The organism is Enterococcus sp. DIV1208, from assembly GCF_050530455.1.
Lineage (GTDB): Bacteria > Bacillota > Bacilli > Lactobacillales > Enterococcaceae > Enterococcus_B > Enterococcus_B hirae.
Genome location: NZ_CP172887.1, coordinates 1,139,021 through 1,160,611, shown reverse-complemented (window position 1 = coordinate 1,160,611; position 21,591 = coordinate 1,139,021). Strand labels below are relative to the sequence as shown.

Below are 21,591 nucleotides of genomic sequence, written 5' to 3'. Positions count from 1 at the left end.
TGACAATAAGAAAGAATTTTTTAAAACAGCTTCTCATGTTTTGAAAAATTCAGGCTTATTTCAAGGAGCTGATGCTTGAACACCGTGAATAAGAGGTTGTGAAAAGAGCGCTTTGACCTGAGCGCTCACCAAGTAAAAACTGCGACGAGTAATCGCAGGAGCATTAAGGATGATAATCTTGAAACAGCTCCCCATGTTTTACGAAATTCAGCTTTATGTCAAAAAACTGTCGCTCGTCCACGGTTTAGTTTTTTTTATTTATAAAAAGCCTAGAGCAATCTTTTATTATTGACTCTTCTATCGCCCCTCTATAACTATAATACGTCAATTATATTTTACTTCTCCAAGCAATCAAGTACAACATTCTTTTTGTGAAACTTTTGCTTTTCGTGAAACAAAAACCGAGGTGATTAAAGATTTTAAAAAGACTTTTAATAAACTTTTAGCGTACTTATTGAATTTTTCTTTTGATTTTTATTAACTTCTCCACAGATAACAATTTTAGAAAAAGGAAAAACAATTCTCTCCTTTTAATTTCAAACAATTGAATACGTTCTAAAAAATTGAGAAGCAAAATTTGCCGACAGTATTTTTCTTTTCATCCACTTTAATGCTGATTTACCAGTCATCTGAACAAAAAATAAACCGAAGATGCCCGAAAATAGTTACTCCTATTTTTGGACTTCTTCGGTTTATTTCTCAAAGCTAAACATCACTGTATCAACAAGTTGAACAGATGATTATTTTTTCTTTTTAGAAGCTTTTTCACGTGCATTTTTGTTTAAGATTTGTTTTCTTAAACGGATACTTTCCGGTGTTACTTCACAATATTCATCGTCATTCAAGAATTCTAACGATTCTTCTAACGTCAATTGTTTTGGTTTTTTGATAACAGATGTTTGGTCCTTGGTAGCAGAACGAACGTTAGTCATTTGTTTTGCTTTCGTAATGTTAACAGTCAAGTCATTGTCACGACTATTTTCACCAATGATCATACCTTCATAAACTTCTGTACCTGGTTCAACAAAAACAGTTCCACGTTCTTCGATACTCATGATGGAATAAGTCGTTGCTTTTCCAGTATCGATTGATACTAACGCACCTTGGTGTCGTCCACCGATTTGACCTGGTAACATTGGTAGGTATTGATCAAATGTGTGGTTCATGATTCCGTAGCCACGAGTCATTGAAAGGAATTCAGTTGAATAACCAATCAAGCCACGAGCTGGTGTTAAAAATGTTAGACGGATTTGTCCATTACCAGTATGGATCATGTCTTGCATTTCACCTTTACGTAAGCTTAATGATTCGATTACGCTACCCATATATTCTTCAGGTGTGTCGATTTGAACACGTTCAAAAGGTTCACATTTCACGCCATCAATTTCTTTTTCGATAACTTCAGGACGCGATACTTGTAGTTCATAACCTTCACGACGCATGTTTTCGATCAAGATTGACAAATGAAGTTCTCCACGACCAGAAACAGTCCAAGCATCTGGAGAATTTGTTGGTTCAACACGCAATGAAACATCCGTTTGCAACTCAGCCATCAAGCGTTCTTCAATTTTACGAGCAGTGACATATTTCCCTTCACGGCCAGCAAATGGTGAATTATTCACTAAGAAAGTCATTTGCAGTGTTGGTTCGTCAATGTGTAGAATTGGCAGAGCATCTTGGTGGTCCACAGGTGTCACTGTTTCCCCAACGAAAATATCTTCCATTCCTGATACGGCAATTAGATCTCCAGCTTTTGCTTCGTCAATTTCTAAACGTTTCAAGCCGAAGAAACCAAATAATTTAGTTACACGGAATTTTTTAACTGAACCGTCTAATTTTAGTAAGGCAACTTGGTCCCCTACTTTGATCGTTCCACGGAAGACACGACCAATCCCGATACGTCCAACATAGTCGTTATAATCAAGCAATGATACTTGGAATTGTAATGGTTCATCGCTATTGTCTACTGGCGCAGGAATTTTTTCAACAATTGTATCAAAGATCGGTGCCATTGTTGGTTCTTGATCAGCTGGATCATCAGACAAGCTAGATGTTCCGTTTAATGCTGAAGCATAGATAACTGGGAAATCTAATTGATCATCATCTGCACCTAGTTCAATAAATAATTCTAATACTTCATCAACAACAAACTCAGGTCGTGCAGAAGGTTTATCAATTTTATTCACAACTACGATCGGTGTAATATGTTGTTCTAGCGCTTTTTTCAAAACAAAACGAGTTTGTGGCATCGTTCCTTCATAAGCATCAACTACTAAGACAACGCCGTCAACCATTTTCATGATTCGTTCAACTTCGCCACCAAAGTCCGCATGCCCAGGTGTATCCATGATATTGACACGAATCCCTTTATAATCAACTGCGGTATTTTTTGCTAAAATCGTGATTCCACGTTCTTTTTCTAAAGCATTTGAATCCATCGCACGTTCTTGTAATTGTGTGTGTGCGTCTAATGTATCTGATTGTTTCAATAATTCATCAACCAATGTGGTTTTTCCGTGGTCAACGTGGGCGATGATCGCTACGTTACGGATATCATTTCTATAGTTCAATGTAACTAACTCCTTCTCGGTTCTTTATGACAGTGCAATTTTACTCGACTGTTTATTATAGCAAACTTTTTTCATGAAATATAGTAAAATGTTTTCATTTTTTCGAGAAAATTAATATTTTAGCCATATTTTTCTTAATTTTGCGGTTTTTTTACTTATTTAGCGAATCAGCCGCAGCAATAAGTGCCCGAATTTCATCATAGGCTTGAGGTGTAGCCGCAATATAATATTCTCTTCCTCGAAATTTTAGCTTTTCTCCTGAGATACCGCTATATTTCATTCCAAATTCAGCGAGTAAAACATTCCCTGCGCCATAGTCCCACGGGCTCAAATTTGCAATATAACCAATATGTTTCCCTTTTAAAAGTGCAATCATTTCTAGTCCTGCACATCCATAAATACGAACACCCATACTTTGTTCACCAATCGTTCGGACATTCCACCGATTATGACTAAAAAGATAACCGTTCAAACCAATAAGTCCATCTTTTAAACGAAGGTCTTCTGGCTTAGTTAACGGATGGTCATTCATATAAACACCTAAATCTTTTCCACCCCAATACAGCGCTTCTTTCATCACGTCATAAATAAAACCAAGTTGTCCAACACCATCTTGATAAACGCCTAACATAATACAAAAATTCTCTTGTTCAAGTACGAAGTTCATGGTTCCATCAATTGGATCAATAACAAATACTTGCCCTTCAAAGCTTTCTAACTCACTGTAACCTTCTTCTTCTGCGAGAATCTTTGCTTCTGGATTATACGCCTGAATCTTTTCAATCAAAAAAGCTTGGACTTCACGATCCATATTGGTAACCAGATCTTTTCGATTGGTTTTTTGATCAACTTTAAGCGTCTTGATTTGTACCGCACGAATTTTCTCAGCTGCTTCTTTAAGCCAAATTTTGATCTGATGGATCAGTTCTTGTTTATTCATGTTCTCACCCATTCATTTTTAGGATTTTTTTCTGATTCTTTTTTGCTGCTTGAACTGTTCGATACAATGAATAACCTGATACTTTTTCAAATTCTTTTCCTAATTTTTTTTCTTCCCCGATAGATGGAATGACTGTTTTGAATTGTTGGTATGATTTTAAAAACCGAGCATTATCGATGCCCTTTTCATTCGCTAACTCTAAATCCTCCCACATCTTCATCACAATGACCATTTCTTCGGTGGTCCAATCTAAATCAAGCGGGTATTGATAATCTTGCATACTTCATTCTCCTATTTCCTATAGTCAAAATCAGTGTATCATAATAATAAGTACATAACCAAATAGTTTCGATTTTCTAGTTTACATAATTAATTTATAGTTGAATAACTATGTTTTATCGCTAGCTAAGAAAAATAAGTAATAGTCTATAAAAATTCACATGTTCATACAAAGAACCGTCACTAACAAAATAGAGAAAATAAATTCTGTCGGTGACGTAGGTTTATTTATTAAGATAAGAGAAAAAGATCTAACATTTTTACTTTTCCTAAGGGATTTCATATGAAACTAACGTCCTTCATGTTCAGGTATGTTTAACGAGCTCATAGACGCTTCATTCTCTGTCGTGAAATTATGATTTGACAATTCATCGGATAAATTGTCCGATTCTTGACGTTCACTTAATCCCATTACATACTTCATTGGTTTTTTTCCTGAGTTTAATGTCTCATCAAATCTCATTAATATTTCCGTTATTTCTTCTGTCATGAGACTATCATTTGATGAATCTTCGAATAAATCATTATTGGATTGTTTTGGAAGTTCATTCGATTCGTTCACATAGTCCACTAGTTTTTTTGCTGAATCTAACGTCTCATCAACTTCCACTAACGCTTCCACTATTTCGTCTGTCATGAGACTATCATTTGATGAATCATCGAATAAATCATTATTAGATTGTTTTGCAAGTTCATTCGATCCGTTCACATAATCCACTAGATTTTTTGCTGGGTCTAATGTCTCATCAACTTCCACTAACGCTTCCACTTTTTCCTCTGTCGTGAGATTATCATTTGATGAATCATCGAATAAATCATTATTAGATTGTTTTGCAAGTTCATTTGATCCGTTCACATAGTCCACTAGATTTTTTGCTGGGTCTAACGTCTCATCAACTTTCATTAACGCTTCCACTATTTCGTCTGTCATGAGACTATCATTTGATGAATCATCGAATAAATCATTATTAGATTGTTTTGCAAGTTCATTCGATCCGTTCACATAGTCCACTAGATTTTTTCCTGAGTCTAACGTCTCATCAACTTCCATTAACACTTCCACTATTTCGTCTGTCGTGAGACTATCATTTGATGAATCATCGAATAAGTCATTATTAGATTGTTTTGGAAGTTCATTCGATCCGTTCACATAGTCCACTAGATTTTTTCCTGAGTCTAACGTCTCATCAACTTCCATTAACACTTCCACTATTTCGTCTGTCGTGAGACTATCATTTGATGAATCATCGAATAAGTCATTATTAGATTGTTTTGGAAGTTCATTCGATCCGTTCACATAGTCCACTAGATTTTTTCCTGAGTCTAACGTCTCGTCAAATTCCATTAACGCTTCCACTATTTCGTCTGTCGTGAGACTATCATTTGATGAATCATCGAATAAATCATTATTAGATTGTTTTGCAAGTTCATTTGATCCGTTCACATAGTCCACTAGATTTTTTGCTGAGTCTAACATCTCGTCAAATTCCATTAACGCTTCCACTATTTCGTCTGTCGTGAGACTATCATTTGATGAATCATCGAATAAATCGTTATTAGATTGTTTTGGGAGTTCATTCGATCCGTTCACATAGTCCACTAGATTTTTTGCTGAGTCTAACGTCTCATCAATTTCCACTAACGCTTCCACTATTTCGTCTGTCGTGAGACTATCATTTGATAAATCTTCGAATAAATCATTATTAGATTGTTTTGGAAGTTCATTCAATCCGTTCACATAGTCCACTAGATTTTTTGCTGAGTCTAACGTCTCGTCAAATTCCATTAATGCTTCCACTATTTCGTCTGTCGTGAGATTATGATTTGACAATTCATCGGATAAATTTGCTGACTTTTGAAAAAACAAACGTTCTTCATTGGACTCATTTGAATAGTCAAAATCAGATAAACTATCGAACAAGCTATTTTCAAATTCACCTTCTGTCTCTGATAAAATTGGGTGTTCCTCTTGATTTTCTCTTAGATGACTTCCAGTTACTTGCACTTGTTTGCTATTGAAGATATGGTTCTCACTACTTGTTGCTTCCTCTACTTTATTTGGTAAAGGAAGTGATGAAGAAAAGTTTTTATTTTGTTGAGGACCGATCCCTTGAAGTATATCCTGTTGGTTCTCATCAATTAAATGCTCATTCTCTGTTGTATGTATTTGTTTGCTTATTTGTGATAGTTTGGGTGAATATTCTTCTACTTCATGAAGTACATGAGATTTCTTTGGCTTCTTAGGTTTCACACTCGATGTTTTCAATCTATCTTTATCAATTGGGAACGCCGATAGTGAAAACTTTTCTGGGTCCTTATTTTCTTGCATCTTTCTTTTTCTGCTTGAACTGTCATTGAGATTGTATTTTTTTGACTGGCTGTCATGATCAACACTTTTTTGTTTTCTTAATGAAGTGACTTTGTCCTCTAAAGGCCTTGGCTGAGCAGGATGTACCTGTTCCAGCTCATCTTTTAGAGGAACTTTTGAAACCAGCTCTTGTTGCTTCACTAACTCTTCCCTTTGCTCAAAACTATTTCTATCTAACTGTAAAATTTCATTTTCTGACGATGTTTTATATTGCATCTCTTCCTTCTGTTCTCTTACTTTCTTTATTTTCATCAAAATGGTTCTCGCTGATCCGTTAAATCTATTAACAAGTTTACTTAACCACAACTCTCCTGCTAAATATGCTTCGATATTTTGATTATTGCTGTCTTCCTTTTCTTTAGTTGTCTCATTCGTTAAGCTTTGCTGTTGCAGATTTTGCTCTTTTAGACTATGTGTTACATTTCCAATGGTTCTCTTTGATACTCCAAATCGCTCAGCAAGTCCTGCTATCGGTGTATTTTTTGTTTGGTATGCTTCTATAATCCTTTCATTTCTCTTTTTAATTGAATTATTAGGACCGCCAATTTCATTATTCTTTTCATTCTCATGACAGTCTCCTTGAAGTGTTTTAATCGTTTCTTTTCTCATAAAGTGAATCTCCTTTAAAGTGATTAAAATTTAGTTAGTAAACAACTAGTTCCGCTAGTCAAATCATTGATATAGAAATATGCTGATCTGATTGCTTTTACCACATTTATTCTAACACCCTCTTTCAAAAAGCTTGACTTTCTTTTTTGTTTTTCAGAAAAAGAGGTTTTGAAAAGACCACAAAAAAACATCAAAGCTAGCATTTTTGCTAACTTTGATGTTTGATCGATCATGTATCAATTCAATTTGTCAAAAAGATGTTTTTAACCTGGTAACTATCGCCAGCATCCATACTTTTTTTGAAACAGCTCGGATAAAATATCCCAATTGCTAAATTAAATATGGATTGGTAAACCTAAAGCGAGTTCAGCAGCGTCCATCGTAATTTCACCTAGCGATGGATGCGGATGGATCGTTAATGCAATGTCTTCGGCATTCATTCCTGATTCAATGGCTAAAGCAAGCTCAGAAACCATATCACTAGCACCTACACCACCGATTTGTGCTCCAATGATGACGTTGTCTTCATTGGTCGTCACTAAACGGATAAAACCTTCTGTTTTTGCAAGCGATAACGCCCGTCCATTTCCTGAAAACGGAAATTTATATGCAGTAGCTTCAATACCAGCTTCTTTTGCTTCTTTGATCGTCATCCCAACAGAAGCTAATTCTGGATCTGTAAAGGCAACCGCAGGCATTGCTTTATAGTCAACTGCTACTTTCTTACCTGAGATAGCTTCTGCAGCAATTTTTGCTTCATAACTTGCTTTATGCGCTAAAGCAGCACCTGGTACGATATCCCCAATTGCAAAAATGTTTGGCACATTCGTACGCCCTTGTTGATCCACTGGAATCAATCCACGTTCACCGACTTCGACACCCGCTTGTTCTAATCCCATATCGTCAGTATTTGGACGACGGCCAACTGTTACCATAACATAATCTGCTGTCACTGTTTCTTCTTTACCGTCAACAGTATATTTGACTGTCACACTGTCCCCATTATCAACAGCTTCTTTCGCCATTGCATTGGTTACGATTGTCACACCTTTTTTCTTGAAGTCGTCTTCCACTAATTTCACCATATCTTTTTCATAGGTAGGTAAAATTTGAGGAGAACCTTCAAGAATCGTTACCTCAGCACCTAAGTTAGCATAGGCTCCACCTAATTCTGCTCCAATAACTCCGCCACCAATGATGACGAATTTTTTTGGTACTTCTTTTAAAGCTAAGCCGCCTGTTGAGTCAAGTACACGTCCGCCAAACTTGAAGCCTGGGATTTCGATCGGACGGGAACCAGTAGCAATGATTGCATTATTGAAAGAATACGTTTGAGCAGAATCAGGATGGATCACACGTAATGTATGATCATCGACGAAGAATGCTTCACCTTCGATTGTTTCTACCTTGTGTTTTTTCAATAAGAAACCAACACCAGAAGTCAGTGTTTTCACTACTTTATTTTCTTTCCAGTCTTGTGTTTTTGCAAAATCAAGTGTGACATTTTCACTCGTGACACCGAATAAAGTTGAATCAAGAGATTCTTGATAATGATGTCCTGCAGCAATCAGCGCTTTTGAAGGAATACAACCAACGTTTAAACAAACACCACCGATGTATTCTCTTTCAATGATTGCCACTTTTTGTCCCATTTCAGCAGCACGGATGGCAGCAACATAGCCACCAGGTCCCGCACCGATTACAACTGTGTCTAATTCTACAGCAAAATCTCCAACTACCATTTGTTTATCATCCTTCCATCATCAATAACTCAGGATCAGCTAAAAGTCGTTTGATATTGTTCATTGCTTGTTGAGCTGTTGCTCCGTCTACGATACGGTGATCAAAGCTTAAGGAAAGTTTCATCACTCGTCCAACAACGATTTCACCTTCACCATTAACGATCGGTTGTTGTGCAATTGTTCCCACACCTAAAATTGCTACTTCAGGGTAGTTGATTACTGGTGTAAACCAACCGCCACCTACAGAACCAATGTTACTGATCGTAATAGTGCCATTTCGCATATCTTCAGCTGCTAATTTACCTTCATGAGCTAGTTTTGCTTTTTCATTGATTTCATCCGCAATCGCAAACATGCCTTTACGGTCTGCATCTTTTACATTTGGTACATACAAGCCATGATCTGTATCAGTTGCAATTCCGATGTTATAGTAATTTTTATAAACGATTTCTTGGTTCGCATCATCAATTGACGCATTCAAAATAGGGAATTTCTTCACAGTAGCAGTTAATGCTTTTACCACGTATGGCAAGAAAGTCAATTTTGTCCCATTCGCAGCTGCCACTTCTTTAAATCTCTTACGATTATCCCAAAGTTTAGAAACCTCTACTTCATCATGTAAAGTAACATGTGGCGCTGTTTGCTTGCTATTGACCATTGCTTTAGCAATCGCTTTACGTGTCGGTGTCATCGCTACACGTTCTTCCAATTCACCTAAATTAGATTTGAACGCTTTTGCTGGTGCTGCTGGCTTGCTTTCAACTTTCGCTTCAACCGCTTTTTCTGACGCAGGTGCAGCTGGTTCAGCTGATGCTGTTTGACTCGCATGCCCACCTGATAGATAACTTTCAATATCTTCTTTTGTCACACGTCCGCCTTTACCAGTTGCAGTGACTTGTGTGATATCCACATCTTTTTCACGAGCAAATTGTCGAACTGATGGCATAGCCAAAACACGTTTGTTAGGATCAGCTGCCTCAGCTACTGATGCTGAACCAAAAGTTTCTACTTTAGCATCAGTTAATTCAGCTGTTTTTTCTGATGTAGTAGAAGGCGCACTATTATGTCCTGGTGCATCGATTTCTACTAATACATCACCAACAGTTGCAACTGTTCCTTCTGATACCAAGATGTTTTTAACCGTTCCAGTCACTGGTGACGGGATTTCTTCTACCGATTTATCGTTTTGTACTTCTAACAATGTGTCATCTTCATTGATGGTATCGCCTGGTTTCACAAACCATTTAACGATTTCACCTTCTGCGATTCCTTCACCAATATCGGGTAATTTAAATTCAAAGACCCCACCATCGGCACTAGCTTCAGTTGGTTCAGCAGCTGGATGTTCAGGTGTTTGCTCTTTCGCTGCTACTCCAGCATCGCCACTTGTTTCATTGTCTTCATGTCCTGGTGCATCGATTTCTACCAGTACATCGCCAACATTCGCGACTGTTCCTTCAGGTACGATGACGTTTTTCACTGTCCCAGTAACTGGGGATGGAATTTCTTCTACTGATTTATCATTTTGAACTTCTAATAACGTATCATCCTCATTGATGGTATCGCCTGGCTTGACAAACCATTTGACGATTTCGCCTTCTGCGATTCCTTCACCAATGTCAGGTAATTTAAATTGGTATGCCATGATTTACTTACGTCCCTTCTTATTTCTTAGAATTCTGCAATTTCTTTGACTTTTGCTTCAATATCAGCCGCATTTGGTAACCAGATGTTTTCAGCTTGTCCAAATGGAAAAACAGTATCTGGTGCTGCTACACGTCCAATTGGTGCTTCTAATGAAAGGATCGCACGTTCTGAGATTTCAGCAATCACTTGGGCACTTACACCTGCTTGTCGTTGCGCTTCTTGAACGACTACCACACGACCAGTTTTCTCAACTGATTGAATGATTGTGTCAATATCTAGCGGTGCGACTGTTCTTAGGTCAACGACTTCTACTGAAATATCCTCTTTCGCAAGATTGTCAGCTGCTTTGATCGCTTCACGAACCATTGCGCCATAGGTGATGATTGAAACGTCTGTTCCTTCACGAGTAATTGCCGCTTTGTCCAATGGTACTTCATAAGCTTCATCTGGAACTTCTTCACGGAATGAACGATAAAGTTTCATATGTTCCAAAAATACAACTGGGTCATTGCTGCGGATAGAAGAGATCAATAATCCTTTTGCATCATAAGGATTTGATGGAATGACTACGCGAATTCCTGGAGATTGAGCAATCAATCCTTCTAAGTTATCTGAATGAAGTTCTGGTGTGTGAACCCCACCACCAAATGGTGAACGAATCGTGATCGGTAGATTTCTAGTCCCACCCATTCGATATCTTGTACGTGCCATTTGTGCGACTACTTCATCCATGGCTTCAAAAATAAATCCAAAGAACTGAATTTCAGGTACTGGACGAAAACCTTCTAAAGCTAACCCAAAACTCATACCAGCAATCCCTGATTCAGCTAATGGGGTATCGAAAACGCGTTCTTCGCCAAATTTTTCTTGCAATCCTTCCGTTGCACGGAAAACTCCACCGTTTTTCCCAACATCTTCACCAAAAACGATTACGTTCTCATCATTTTCAAGTTCAAGTGCTAGGGCATCTGTGATTGCTTGAATCATTGTTTTTTGTGCCATGATTATTTCGACTCCTTCGCTTCATAGATTGCAATTTGTTCTTTAATTGATTGTGGTGCCACTTCAAACATATTTTTTAAGAAATCAGAAACTTTTTGTTTTGGAATCTTATCTGCTTCAGCAATCGCTGCTTTGATTTCCTCTTTTGTTTGTTCAATTACTTGTTCTTCTTTTTCTTCTGACCATAGACCTTTTTCTGTTAGGTAGTTACGGAAACGGATCAATGGATCTTTTTTCTGCCATTCGTCATCTGTTTCTTTAGAACGGTAACGAGTTGGGTCATCTCCTGATAAAGTATGCGGACCATAACGGTAAGTCAATGTCTCAATCAAGACTGGACCATTCCCGTTGATTGCCCAATCACGTGCCATTTTAGATACTGTATAAACTGCTAATGGATCCATACCATCTACTTGGATCCCTGGAATCCCGGCTGCCACAGCTTTTTGCGCTAATGTTTTAGCAGCTGTTTGTTTTTCACGAGGTGTTGAGATCGCAAAGCCATTGTTTTGGATATAAAATACAGCATTTGCATGATAAGCTCCAGCAAAGTTGATTGCTTCATAAAAATCACCTTGAGAAGAGCCGCCGTCACCAGTATAAGTGAAGACCACATTTTTTTTGTTTCGTTTTTTCAAACCTAAAGCCACACCAGCCGCTTGGATGTACTGCGCACCAATAATGATTTGTGGTGGTAGAGCTTTCAATTCTTCTGGATAAAAATTCCCTGCCGCATGTCCTCGTGACCATAAGAAAGCTTGTGCTAAAGGCAATCCATGTTTTACTAATTGGGGAACATCACGGTAACCAGGAAGTAATACGTCTTCTTTTTCAAAAGCAAATGCACTTGCAAGTTGGCTAGCTTCTTGACCAGCTGTCGGTGCAAAGAATCCTAAACGTCCTTGACGGTTTAAAGCTGTTGAACGTTGGTCTAATACACGAGACCAAACCATGCTAGTCATTAATTCTACTAATTGTTCATCTGATAAATCAGGAACAAGATCAGGGTTTACTACTTTACCATTTTGGTCAAGCGCTTGGTATACTGGAAAATCTGAATTGACTTCATCTAATAACGCATTAAAGTCTAGTGGTAATTTCTTTTTTGCCATTTGTACACATTCCTCTCTCATCATATAAGAAAATCTCATCTTTCTGCGATTGAAACAGATATATAAACTGTATCAATATCCAACCGTCTTCTTTTATAAATTATCATGGATCATTAAGAAATACAAGCTAAAAGCAAAAAAATTCACGTTTTTAAAAATTTGTAATAATCCGCTTAACCACGCAAATAGTGAACAACCTCACAACCAAGAAAGCGGTTTACATCATTTGTACAAAATTAGTCCTTATTTTCTATCTACTCCTCTCTACTGTTATCATTGAATCCGCACATTGTTATACCTTATTCCAACAAACAGAAAAAATTTTTTATTAATTAGTGATTTTCTTTACAATCATCCCTCTTTTAATTTTCTACTATATGTGTATTTTTTTCAATTAAAAAGCAACAGCAAGGAATCTCCTTAACTGTTGCACATGAACCTGTTCTTTTGATCATGAATTAAACGGATAAACGTTTTGCTAATTTTGCCATTTCCGCTTGAAAAAATGGCAGCCTTTCTTCAGTTAAACGACTAAAATTGATACGTAACCCGTTGGTCTCTTCTCCAAACAAAAAACTTGGTGCAATGCCTAACCCTGAGCGGATCAATTCTTCCGCAATATCTCTTGTCAATTGCTGTCCTTTCCACGTAATCCACGCATAGTACCCACCATAAATGGGCCAGACTTCAAAAAAGTTTTGCGTTTTTTCCCATTCAACCAGTGTCAAACTTCTTTTGTATAATTCTTCCCTCACAATGGCGATCTTTGTGCTATAACTTTCTTCAAATACAGTCATCGCCACATTTTGGGGAAAGATGCTCATCGAAAATTCCATCATTTCCTGCGCTTTCGCTAAGCGGTCGATAAAGGAACGCAGCCCAACGATCCAACCTATCTTGGTCGTTTGTCCTAATACCCTAGATAATGATCCGACATATAAGACGTTTTCCGGATCAATCGAATGAATCGCAGTTGGTTTATGCTTTTCACTATCATGAAAGGATAAGTCACTAAAAACGTCGTCTTCAATGATCGGTAATTGATAGTTGCGACAAAGGGTCACTAATGCTTCGCGACGTTTTTGGGACATCACTTTCCCTGTTGGATTTTGAAAGTTTGGATTAACTAAGACAGCTTTCAATTTATTTTTCTTGATCAACACTTCTAGCTTATCCAGCTCAATACCTTCTCTATCCATGGGTACACCAAATAGACGAATCCCTGTCGCTTTAAATAAGGACAAACGATAAAAAAACGAAGGCGCTTCTACCGCAATAGCATCACCACTAGATAAAATCGTCTGTAAAATTAGAAAAATAGCCTGTTGACCCCCACTCGTAACTAATAATTGCGTTTTAGTAAAATCAAAATAAAATTTTTCGATCAAGTAATTTTTTATTTTTGCTACTAATGGAAGATAACCTAGACAGGTGATTTGTTGCTCTTTTTCAATAATCTCATTCATTGAGTATGCTGGAAATTGAACGTTTGGTAATAAGTCTGTAGGCATCTCGCTCGAAAATAAATCGAGAAAATAAGGGTTCAGTTTTCCTACTTCGATCATTTTTTCATAACTATCATCGATTTGTTCATAGCGTTGGGAAAATAATTCGCGCCAATTCACTCTCGGGACAGAATACCGCCCCCATTCGGTTTGATTCACAAAACGTCCACTACCTCGGCGACTGATAAGAACGCCAAGATCTCGTAATTCATCCAACGCTCGAACCACAGTTGTGCGATTTGTTTGAAAAATAACTGCCAATTTCCTTTCAGAGGGCAAGGGTACGTTGGGATCTAAATTCCCATTTTCAATATTTTTCATCACCTGATCCATAATTTGTCGATAAATTGGTCTTTGTTTCTTATCTATAACTTCCCACATGTTCTTCTCCATTCCTCTTTCTTCTACTGCCTATTTTATCTTATAAAAAAGGGATCGAAAAGCAAAGAAAAAGCAAAGTATGATGCGAGAGCATCTACTTTGCTTTTTAATAGCTTATTAAATGGTATCTCCGTTAAAAATGGAGTTTTTAACAATCACATAATCAACTTTGCGAATAGCTTCAATATCTTTCCCACCCGCGTAAGAAATAGAAGATTGTAAATCTTGTTGCATTTCAACCAACGTGTCTTTCAAAGACCCTTTATGTTGGATCCAAATTTTCTTACCTTCTACATTTTTCTTTTCACCTTTTTGAAACTCGGAGGCAGAGCCGAAGTATTCTTTGTACACTACGCCATTTTCCACCATTGTCTCACCAGGCGATTCTTCATGTCCGGCAAATAGCGAACCGATCATAACCATTGTTGCGCCAAAACGAACGGATTTTGCAATATCACCATGGGTACGAATACCCCCATCAGCAATAATCGGTTTTCTGGCAGCTTTCGCACACCATCTTAAGGCAGCAAGTTGCCAACCACCGGTACCAAAACCGGTTTTGATTTTTGTGATACAAACTTTACCAGGTCCAATTCCAACCTTTGTTGCATCAGCTCCGGCATTTTCTAATTCCCGAACAGCTTCTGGTGTACCAACGTTTCCTGCAATAACGAACGTTTCTGGTAAATGTTTTTTGATATGTTGGATCATTTCAATCACCGCATTTGAATGACCGTGCGCAATATCAATCGTGATATAATCAGGAACTAAATTTAACTGTGCTAATTCTTCAACAAATGAATATTCTTCTTGTTTTACGCCAACACTGATTGAAGTAATCAATTGTTGCTCCTTCATTTTTTGCACAAAGGGGATTCTTGCTGCTTCATCAAATCGATGCATAATATAGAAGTAACCATTTTCTGCTAAAAATTGTGCAATTGACTCATCGATGATCGTTTGCATATTCGCAGGGACAACAGGCATTTTAAAAGTATGCTTTCCTAGTGTCACTGTCGTGTTACATTCTGAACGGCTACTTACAATACATTTATTAGGAATGAGTTGTATATCTTCGTAATCAAACACTTTCATGGACATGATCCTCCTGATGTTCGAATTCAGTAAAACACGAACATTATTTGCTTTTTGGGTGTTTATTTTTAGCACCTTATGTAATTTACCGTATTTAAACTAAAAAATCAAGGGGAATATAAACAAAAAAATAAAAACTCCTTAATCTGAAATAACACTGTCTAGCCATCAAACTTTTCGACAAATAAACAATCAGCTGTTTGTCGCTTATAGCTACTCAATCTCTACCAGGTGGTTCATTCTTTTGTTGATTTCCAGCTTCTTTTGATTGGTTTGTTTTCTCTTGATTGTTTTCATTCAGAGTTCCGGGTTGAACGATTGCTTTTTTAGCGTCAGAAATAATATTAGTCAATCTGTTATAAACCCGTTTTTGACCGTTAGGGTTTTCTTTATCTTTAGATAACTTTGTTTGCGAAATGTTCGAACTTTTTTCTAGCTCTTTTTCTCTATCCTTTTTGAATTTCTCCATACCAGCAAGTACTTTAGGGCTAAAATAGCTTTGCGCTATTTCTTGGATCATTCCAAGTAGAGCTCTATTAGGTTTATTTGATTTTGCAGATTTCGTTTTATTTATTGCGTGTGTCATTACTCCAAGACTATAGCGTTGGGGGTCTAGTTTTAGATTGCCTTTCGCTTCTTTACCATCACTGACATTTTCATACGCTGCTCTATGAGCGTTTAGCTCACTTTCTGGCATTGACGAATTATTGTCCCATTTATTTAGATATCCCATTTTACTCCCCTTTTCGTAGATTCTTAGTGACGTTCCTCGCATCAATATATGTAGAAGTCAATAGCGAACAAGCAACTAATGACTGTTTCATTCAATGTTTTTTCATGTCTATGGTAGGATATTGCCAGCTTCGCGATACAGCGCATACCAGTCTTCACGACTCAGTTCAACGTCTGATGCTTGTGCAATTTCCTTGATTCGCCCTACATTCATCGTTCCTGCAATCACTTGGATATTCGCAGGATGGCGTAAAATCCAAGCTGAAGCTAAACCTGTTGGCGTTGTATGATATTTTTCAGCAAGTTCTGCTAATTTTTGATTCAATTTAGGAAACTTTTCGTTACCGATAAATACCCCTTCAAAAAAACCATATTGATAAGGCGACCATGCTTGGATCGTCATTTCATTCAAACGTGAATAATCCAAGACACTACCATCGTGGTCAACGCTAGCTTCATCTGTCATATTCACATGGATCCCTTGATCAATCATTCCAGAATGTTTCAATCCAAATTGCAATTGGTTGATCAACAAAGGTTGTTTGACGTATTTCTTTAGCAATTCGACTTGCATTGGTTTCTGATTACTTACACCGAAATAACGTACTTTACCTGACTTTTCTAATTCATCGAATGCCTCTGCCACTTCCTCAGGTTCAACTAAGGTATCAGGACGATGTAATAGCAACGCATCAACATAATCCATTTTTAACCGTTTGAGGCTACCTTCTACTGATTCAGTGATGTGCTTTTTGGAAAAGTCAAACATCACACCGGGAACAATCCCACATTTTGTTTGAATAAATAGCTCTTCTCTCTTTATTGAAGTTTTTGCTAACGCACTAGCAAAGATGTTTTCACATTCTCCACCACCATAGATATCCGCATGGTCAAAAAAATTGATACCGTTATCAAAAGCAGTTTCAATAATACGTTCTGGATGCTCAGCGCCATTAATCCTCATACATCCGAGAATGACCGACGACACCTTTTGATTTGAAGTTCCCAATTGAATCTGTTTCATTAAAATCATTCCTTTCTTTCCCATTAGATTTTAACACATTTACTTCAAAAAGGGGGCAAAAAGAGGCATGCCACTTTTTTCTCAAAAAAGAAAAAAATGTTATCCCCCTTTTTGTTGTGCTAGTGATTCTTAGAAAAAACGTTGATTGCTTTCATTCCAATATCTTTCCGATAAAATGTCCCCTTTGTATCTTTTGATTCTAACACGTTGTATATTTTTTCCCTCGCTTCTTCAATTGTTTCCCCATAGGACTCCACTAAGTAGATTCGACCACCTGAACCTTTTAAAACTCCTTTTTCCTCTTGAACACCCGCATAATAGACAGTTGCCTCCTCTTCAGGAAAATCGGGCAAATCCATAGCAGTTAAATACTGATTAGGATAACCTTCTGCTGCAACTACAACCCCTAAACGATATCCAGTTTCCTCCCAAATTAAATGAACCGGCTTATGGTCTAACAAATCGGTGATCACTTGCGCCAAGTCACTCTTCAATCGAGGTAAAATGACTTGTGTCTCAGGATCGCCAAATCTCGCATTAAATTCAATCACTTTCGGTCCATCTGAAGTGGCGATCAATCCTGCATACAATACACCGATAAACGGACGACCAATTTCGCTCATCCCTTTAGCTGCAGGTTTTATTACTTTTTCGATTCCCGCTTCAATGATCGCTTCAGAAATATGAGGTACTGGAGAATAGGCACCCATCCCCCCAGTATTCGGCCCTTGATCTCCATCATACGTTCGTTTATGATCTTGTGAGATTTCCATTGGATAAACTGCTTCGCCATCCACAAACGCTAATAAAGAGAACTCTTCTCCTTCTAAAAATTCTTCCACAACGATTTGATGTCCACTTTGTCCAAAGCGATGTTTTTCCAGCATATCGCTGGCTGCCTGTAACGCTTCGGCTTTTGTCATCGCTACGACCACGCCTTTGCCAGCAGCTAAACCGTCCGCTTTGATCACAATTGGGGTGCCCTTCTCTTCGATATATCGTTTGGCTTCAAGATAGCTGGTAAAAGTTTTAGATTCAGCAGTTGGAATCTGACAACGCTCCATCAATTCTTTGGCGAAACTCTTAGATCCTTCGATCAATGCGGCAGCTTTCGTTGGGCCAAATATTTTTAATTCTGCTTTTTTAAAATCATCTACGATCCCATTTAGTAATGGAATTTCTGGGCCAACAAAACTCCAAGTAATTGACGCTTTCTTAGCAAACTCAATCAATCCTTGATGATCAGTTTCTTTAATATCAACGATTTTGACCCCATCACGTGTCATGCCAGGATTCCCCGGTGCACAATAAACGTTTTCGACTAGCGGACTTTGTAAGATTTTACTCGCAATCGCATGTTCACGCCCACCAGTTCCTATGATCAATACATTCATTTCTTACTCCTTCTATCTTAATGTCTAAAGTGACGGACGTTCGTAAAGACCATGGCAATTCCATGTTTATTAGCCATATCAATCGACGCTTGGTCCTTGATACTTCCACCAGGCTGAATGATCGCATTGATTCCGTGTTTAGCTGCATATTCCACCGAATCATCCATTGGGAAATAAGCATCGCTTGCCAAAACAGCTGCTTGTGCTTTTTCTCCAGCTTGTTCAATCGCAAGTTTGACAGAACCGACACGATTCATTTGTCCTGCACCAATCCCTAGCGTCTGATACCGATTACTTACAACGATCGCATTTGATTTGACGTGCTTAACAGCTTTCCAAGCAAATGCTAATGCAGCCATTTCATCAGATGTTGGCTGACGATCGGTTACTACTTGCCACGTAGTTGGTTTTTCCATTGCTGTATCTTTTTCTTGGACGAGTAACCCTCCAAGGACTGAAACAATTTCATTAGATGCTTTTGTTAATTGCGAGTTAAAGTCAACCGTTAATAATCGTAAATTCTTCTTGGCTTTTAAAACTTCTAAACTTTCTGGTGTATAAGACGGTGCAATGATAATTTCTAAAAAGAGTTTATACATTTCTTGAGCTGTTGCTAAATCGACTTCCCGATTCAATACCACAATCCCACCAAAAATCGAAACAGGATCTGCTTCATAAGCTGCTAGCCAAGCATCGAAAATCGTGTGAGCTGAGCCAATACCACAAGGATTCATGTGTTTGAGTGCTACGACTGTTGGTTCTTGGTATTCACTCATGATCCGCAAAGCAGCATCTGCATCACGAATATTATTAAAAGATAGTTCTTTTCCATGAAGCTGTTTTGCTTGAGCAATCGAATAACGTTCTGGTAGAGCAGATTGATAAAAGACAGCTTGCTGATGACTATTCTCGCCATAGCGGAGGTCTTGCTTGCGTTCAAAAGTAAGAGTCAATTTTTCCGTCTTTTCTTCCTTCACTTGCTCCGTTAAATATTGAGCAATCAATGCATCATAGGCTGCTGTGTGACGAAATACTTTCGCTGCCAGTTTCTGACGTGTCGCTAGAGAAGTAGTCCCTTGATTTCTCAGTTCATCTAAAACAATTGGATAATCGTTCGGATCAACGATCGCCGTAACAAATTCATGGTTTTTGGCAGCACTACGCAACATACTTGGTCCACCAATATCAATATTTTCAATGGCTTCTTTTTCACTAACATCCGGTTTCATGATTGTTTCTTTGAAAGGATACAAATTGACGCAAACAAAATCAATCGGCAAAATCTCAGAAGCTGCCATTGCATCTCTGTGACTAGCAAGATCACGACGTGCTAATAATCCCCCATGAATCTTAGGATGCAAAGTTTTGACACGTCCGTCCATCATCTCAGGAAAGCCAGTGACATCTTCGATTGCGATGGTTAAGATTCCCGCTTCATCAAGTGTTTTTTTGGTGCCCCCAGTTGAAATGATCTCAATTTCCAAAGCTTGTAATCCCTTGGCAAATTCAACAATTCCTTTTTTATCCGATACACTTAACAATGCTCTAGTCATTTTTTTCTTCCTCCACTTTTTGCATTTCTTTGATGACTGCTTCGATTATTTTAGGATAGGTCTGATGTTCGATTTGATGAATCTTTGCTTCTAAGCTATCCAATGTGTCTTCTTTCGTGATCTCTATGGTTTCTTGGTGAATGATGGGTCCTGTATCTATCCCTTTATCAATGTAATGAATCGTTATACCTGTTTCTTTGACTTCCGCAGCAAACGCATCACGAATCCCATGTAAGCCAGGAAAATCAGGTAAAAGAGAGGGGTGGATATTAATGATCCTTGACTCATAAGCATTCAATAAAGTCGGACCAATAATCCGCATGTATCCTGCTAATACAATGAGTTCAATTTCTTTTTCCACTAGGATCTCTAAAATTTTTTCTTCATATTCTCTTTTAGATGAAAATTCTTTTGGTGAAAAAAAATGAAATGGTACATGTAACTTTTCTGCCCGTTCTAAGACAAAAGCATTCGGCTGGTCACAAAAAAGCCATTCAAAGGTATCTGGCAACTTATTTTCCCGAAAATAGTCAACTAAAGCTTGAAAGTTGCTGCCATTTCCTGAAGCAAATACGGCAATCTTCATTTTTCTTCCTCATCAAACAACACTGTTTTATTTTTTAAGGGAATTACTTCACCGATTCGATAAGCTGCTTCTCCTTGCTCATTGATTTTTTCAATGACTTCATCGACTTGAGAAGCTGCTACTGCTACAACCATTCCAATACCCATATTAAAAATCTCAAACATCTCTTGTTCAGGGATTTCACCTAAACGTTGGAGACAATCAAAAATCGGCAAGCTAGGCCATGAACCTAATTGAATTTGCGCGGCCGTCCCTTCCGGCAACATCCGAGGAATATTTTCTACGAATCCACCACCAGTGATATGTGCCGCACCTTTGATCTTTTGTTCTTTTATGATTGGCAGCAAAGCTGATACATAGATTTTTGTCGGCTTTAACAATTCTCGGTCCAGTGTTTCAGACAGACCCTCTATCTGATCGGTTAATGTGTAACTATTTTGTTCAAAAAACACTTTCCGAACCAATGAATAGCCGTTTGAATGAATCCCGCTAGAAGGTAAGCCTAACAGAACATCACCAACTTCGATTTCACTTCCTGTGATCAATTGCGACTTTTCTGCAACCCCAACTGCAAAACCAGCAAGATCATACTCATTTTCCGCGTACATCCCTGGCATCTCTGCGGTTTCGCCACCGATCAACGCAAGATTACCTGCTACACAACCATCCGCCACGCCAGCGACGACTTTTTCTAATTTTCGTGGATCATTTTTTCCAGTAGCTAAATAGTCTAAGAAATATAAAGGTTCCGCACCTTGAGCTAAAATATCATTGACACACATCGCCACACAATCGATTCCGATCGTTTCATGTTGATCCGCTTCGATGGCTACTAACAATTTTGTTCCTACCCCATCTGTCCCTGATACCAAAACTGGTTCTTTTAATTGGTAAGAACTTAAATCAAAACAGCCACCAAAACCGCCTAAAGCACCCATTACCCCTAGTCGCTCTGTTTTTTTCACGTGTTTCTTGATTCGTTCTACTACTTCATAGCCAGCTTCTACATCCACACCAGCATTCGCATAGGCATTGCTCATGTTACTTCCTCC

16 protein-coding genes are annotated in these 21,591 nt (G+C 38.0%); all 16 read right to left on the bottom strand.

Annotated elements, in window-relative coordinates:
* Positions 1 to 740: 740 nt before the first annotated feature.
* The gene (gene typA, locus IGK91_RS05360) at positions 741 to 2,570 is read right to left on the bottom strand and encodes a translational GTPase TypA (protein WP_010737451.1); all 1,830 of its coding nucleotides are present in this window, start codon (positions 2,568 to 2,570) and stop codon (positions 741 to 743) included.
* 151 nt (positions 2,571 to 2,721) lie between these two features.
* A complete protein-coding gene (locus IGK91_RS05355; RefSeq protein ID WP_014834711.1) occupies positions 2,722 to 3,510 on the bottom strand; it encodes an inositol monophosphatase family protein in 789 nt (262 codons plus the stop codon).
* 4 nt (positions 3,511 to 3,514) lie between these two features.
* A complete protein-coding gene (locus tag IGK91_RS05350; protein WP_010719359.1) occupies positions 3,515 to 3,790 on the bottom strand; it encodes a UPF0223 family protein in 276 nt (91 codons plus the stop codon).
* A 288-nt stretch (positions 3,791 to 4,078) separates the two neighbouring features.
* Positions 4,079 to 6,766 carry a hypothetical protein gene (locus IGK91_RS05345; RefSeq protein WP_258924958.1) on the bottom strand — a complete coding sequence of 896 codons (2,688 nt, stop codon included), beginning with the start codon at positions 6,764 to 6,766 and terminating at the stop codon, positions 4,079 to 4,081.
* Between the two features lie 335 nt (positions 6,767 to 7,101).
* Positions 7,102 to 8,508 (bottom strand): dihydrolipoyl dehydrogenase, encoded by a 1,407-nt coding sequence (gene lpdA, locus IGK91_RS05340; protein ID WP_010719369.1) that lies wholly within the window; start codon positions 8,506 to 8,508, stop codon positions 7,102 to 7,104.
* A gap of 7 nt (positions 8,509 to 8,515) precedes the next feature.
* Complete coding sequence (locus IGK91_RS05335; RefSeq protein WP_081123440.1) at positions 8,516 to 10,153, bottom strand: dihydrolipoyllysine-residue acetyltransferase; 1,638 nt, start codon at positions 10,151 to 10,153, stop codon at positions 8,516 to 8,518.
* Positions 10,154 to 10,179: 26 nt separating this feature from the next.
* Positions 10,180 to 11,157, bottom strand: a complete 978-nt coding sequence (locus IGK91_RS05330) for an alpha-ketoacid dehydrogenase subunit beta (RefSeq protein ID WP_010737448.1) — start codon at positions 11,155 to 11,157, stop codon at positions 10,180 to 10,182.
* A 2-nt stretch (positions 11,158 to 11,159) separates the two neighbouring features.
* On the bottom strand, positions 11,160 to 12,269 hold the full coding sequence (gene pdhA, locus IGK91_RS05325; protein ID WP_010719372.1) for a pyruvate dehydrogenase (acetyl-transferring) E1 component subunit alpha: 1,110 nt from the start codon (positions 12,267 to 12,269) through the stop codon (positions 11,160 to 11,162).
* A gap of 458 nt (positions 12,270 to 12,727) precedes the next feature.
* Entirely contained in the window at positions 12,728 to 14,155 is a 1,428-nt protein-coding gene (locus IGK91_RS05320; RefSeq protein ID WP_010737447.1) for a PLP-dependent aminotransferase family protein, read from the bottom strand.
* 117 nt (positions 14,156 to 14,272) lie between these two features.
* Complete coding sequence (gene guaC / locus IGK91_RS05315; protein ID WP_010719374.1) at positions 14,273 to 15,250, bottom strand: GMP reductase; 978 nt, start codon at positions 15,248 to 15,250, stop codon at positions 14,273 to 14,275.
* A 217-nt stretch (positions 15,251 to 15,467) separates the two neighbouring features.
* On the bottom strand, positions 15,468 to 15,983 hold the full coding sequence (locus tag IGK91_RS05310; protein WP_010737446.1) for a hypothetical protein: 516 nt from the start codon (positions 15,981 to 15,983) through the stop codon (positions 15,468 to 15,470).
* A 108-nt stretch (positions 15,984 to 16,091) separates the two neighbouring features.
* Positions 16,092 to 17,006 (bottom strand): aldo/keto reductase, encoded by a 915-nt coding sequence (locus IGK91_RS05305; RefSeq protein ID WP_010737445.1) that lies wholly within the window; start codon positions 17,004 to 17,006, stop codon positions 16,092 to 16,094.
* A gap of 119 nt (positions 17,007 to 17,125) precedes the next feature.
* A complete protein-coding gene (gene purD / locus IGK91_RS05300; protein ID WP_113803547.1) occupies positions 17,126 to 18,400 on the bottom strand; it encodes a phosphoribosylamine--glycine ligase in 1,275 nt (424 codons plus the stop codon).
* 17 nt (positions 18,401 to 18,417) lie between these two features.
* A complete protein-coding gene (purH, locus tag IGK91_RS05295) occupies positions 18,418 to 19,953 on the bottom strand; it encodes a bifunctional phosphoribosylaminoimidazolecarboxamide formyltransferase/IMP cyclohydrolase (protein WP_010737443.1) in 1,536 nt (511 codons plus the stop codon).
* Positions 19,946 to 20,539, bottom strand: a complete 594-nt coding sequence (purN, locus tag IGK91_RS05290) for a phosphoribosylglycinamide formyltransferase (protein ID WP_010737442.1) — start codon at positions 20,537 to 20,539, stop codon at positions 19,946 to 19,948. Before purN ends, purH begins: the two co-directional genes overlap by 8 nt.
* Entirely contained in the window at positions 20,536 to 21,579 is a 1,044-nt protein-coding gene (purM, locus tag IGK91_RS05285; RefSeq protein WP_010737441.1) for a phosphoribosylformylglycinamidine cyclo-ligase, read from the bottom strand. Before purM ends, purN begins: the two co-directional genes overlap by 4 nt.
* Positions 21,580 to 21,591: the final 12 nt, after the last annotated feature.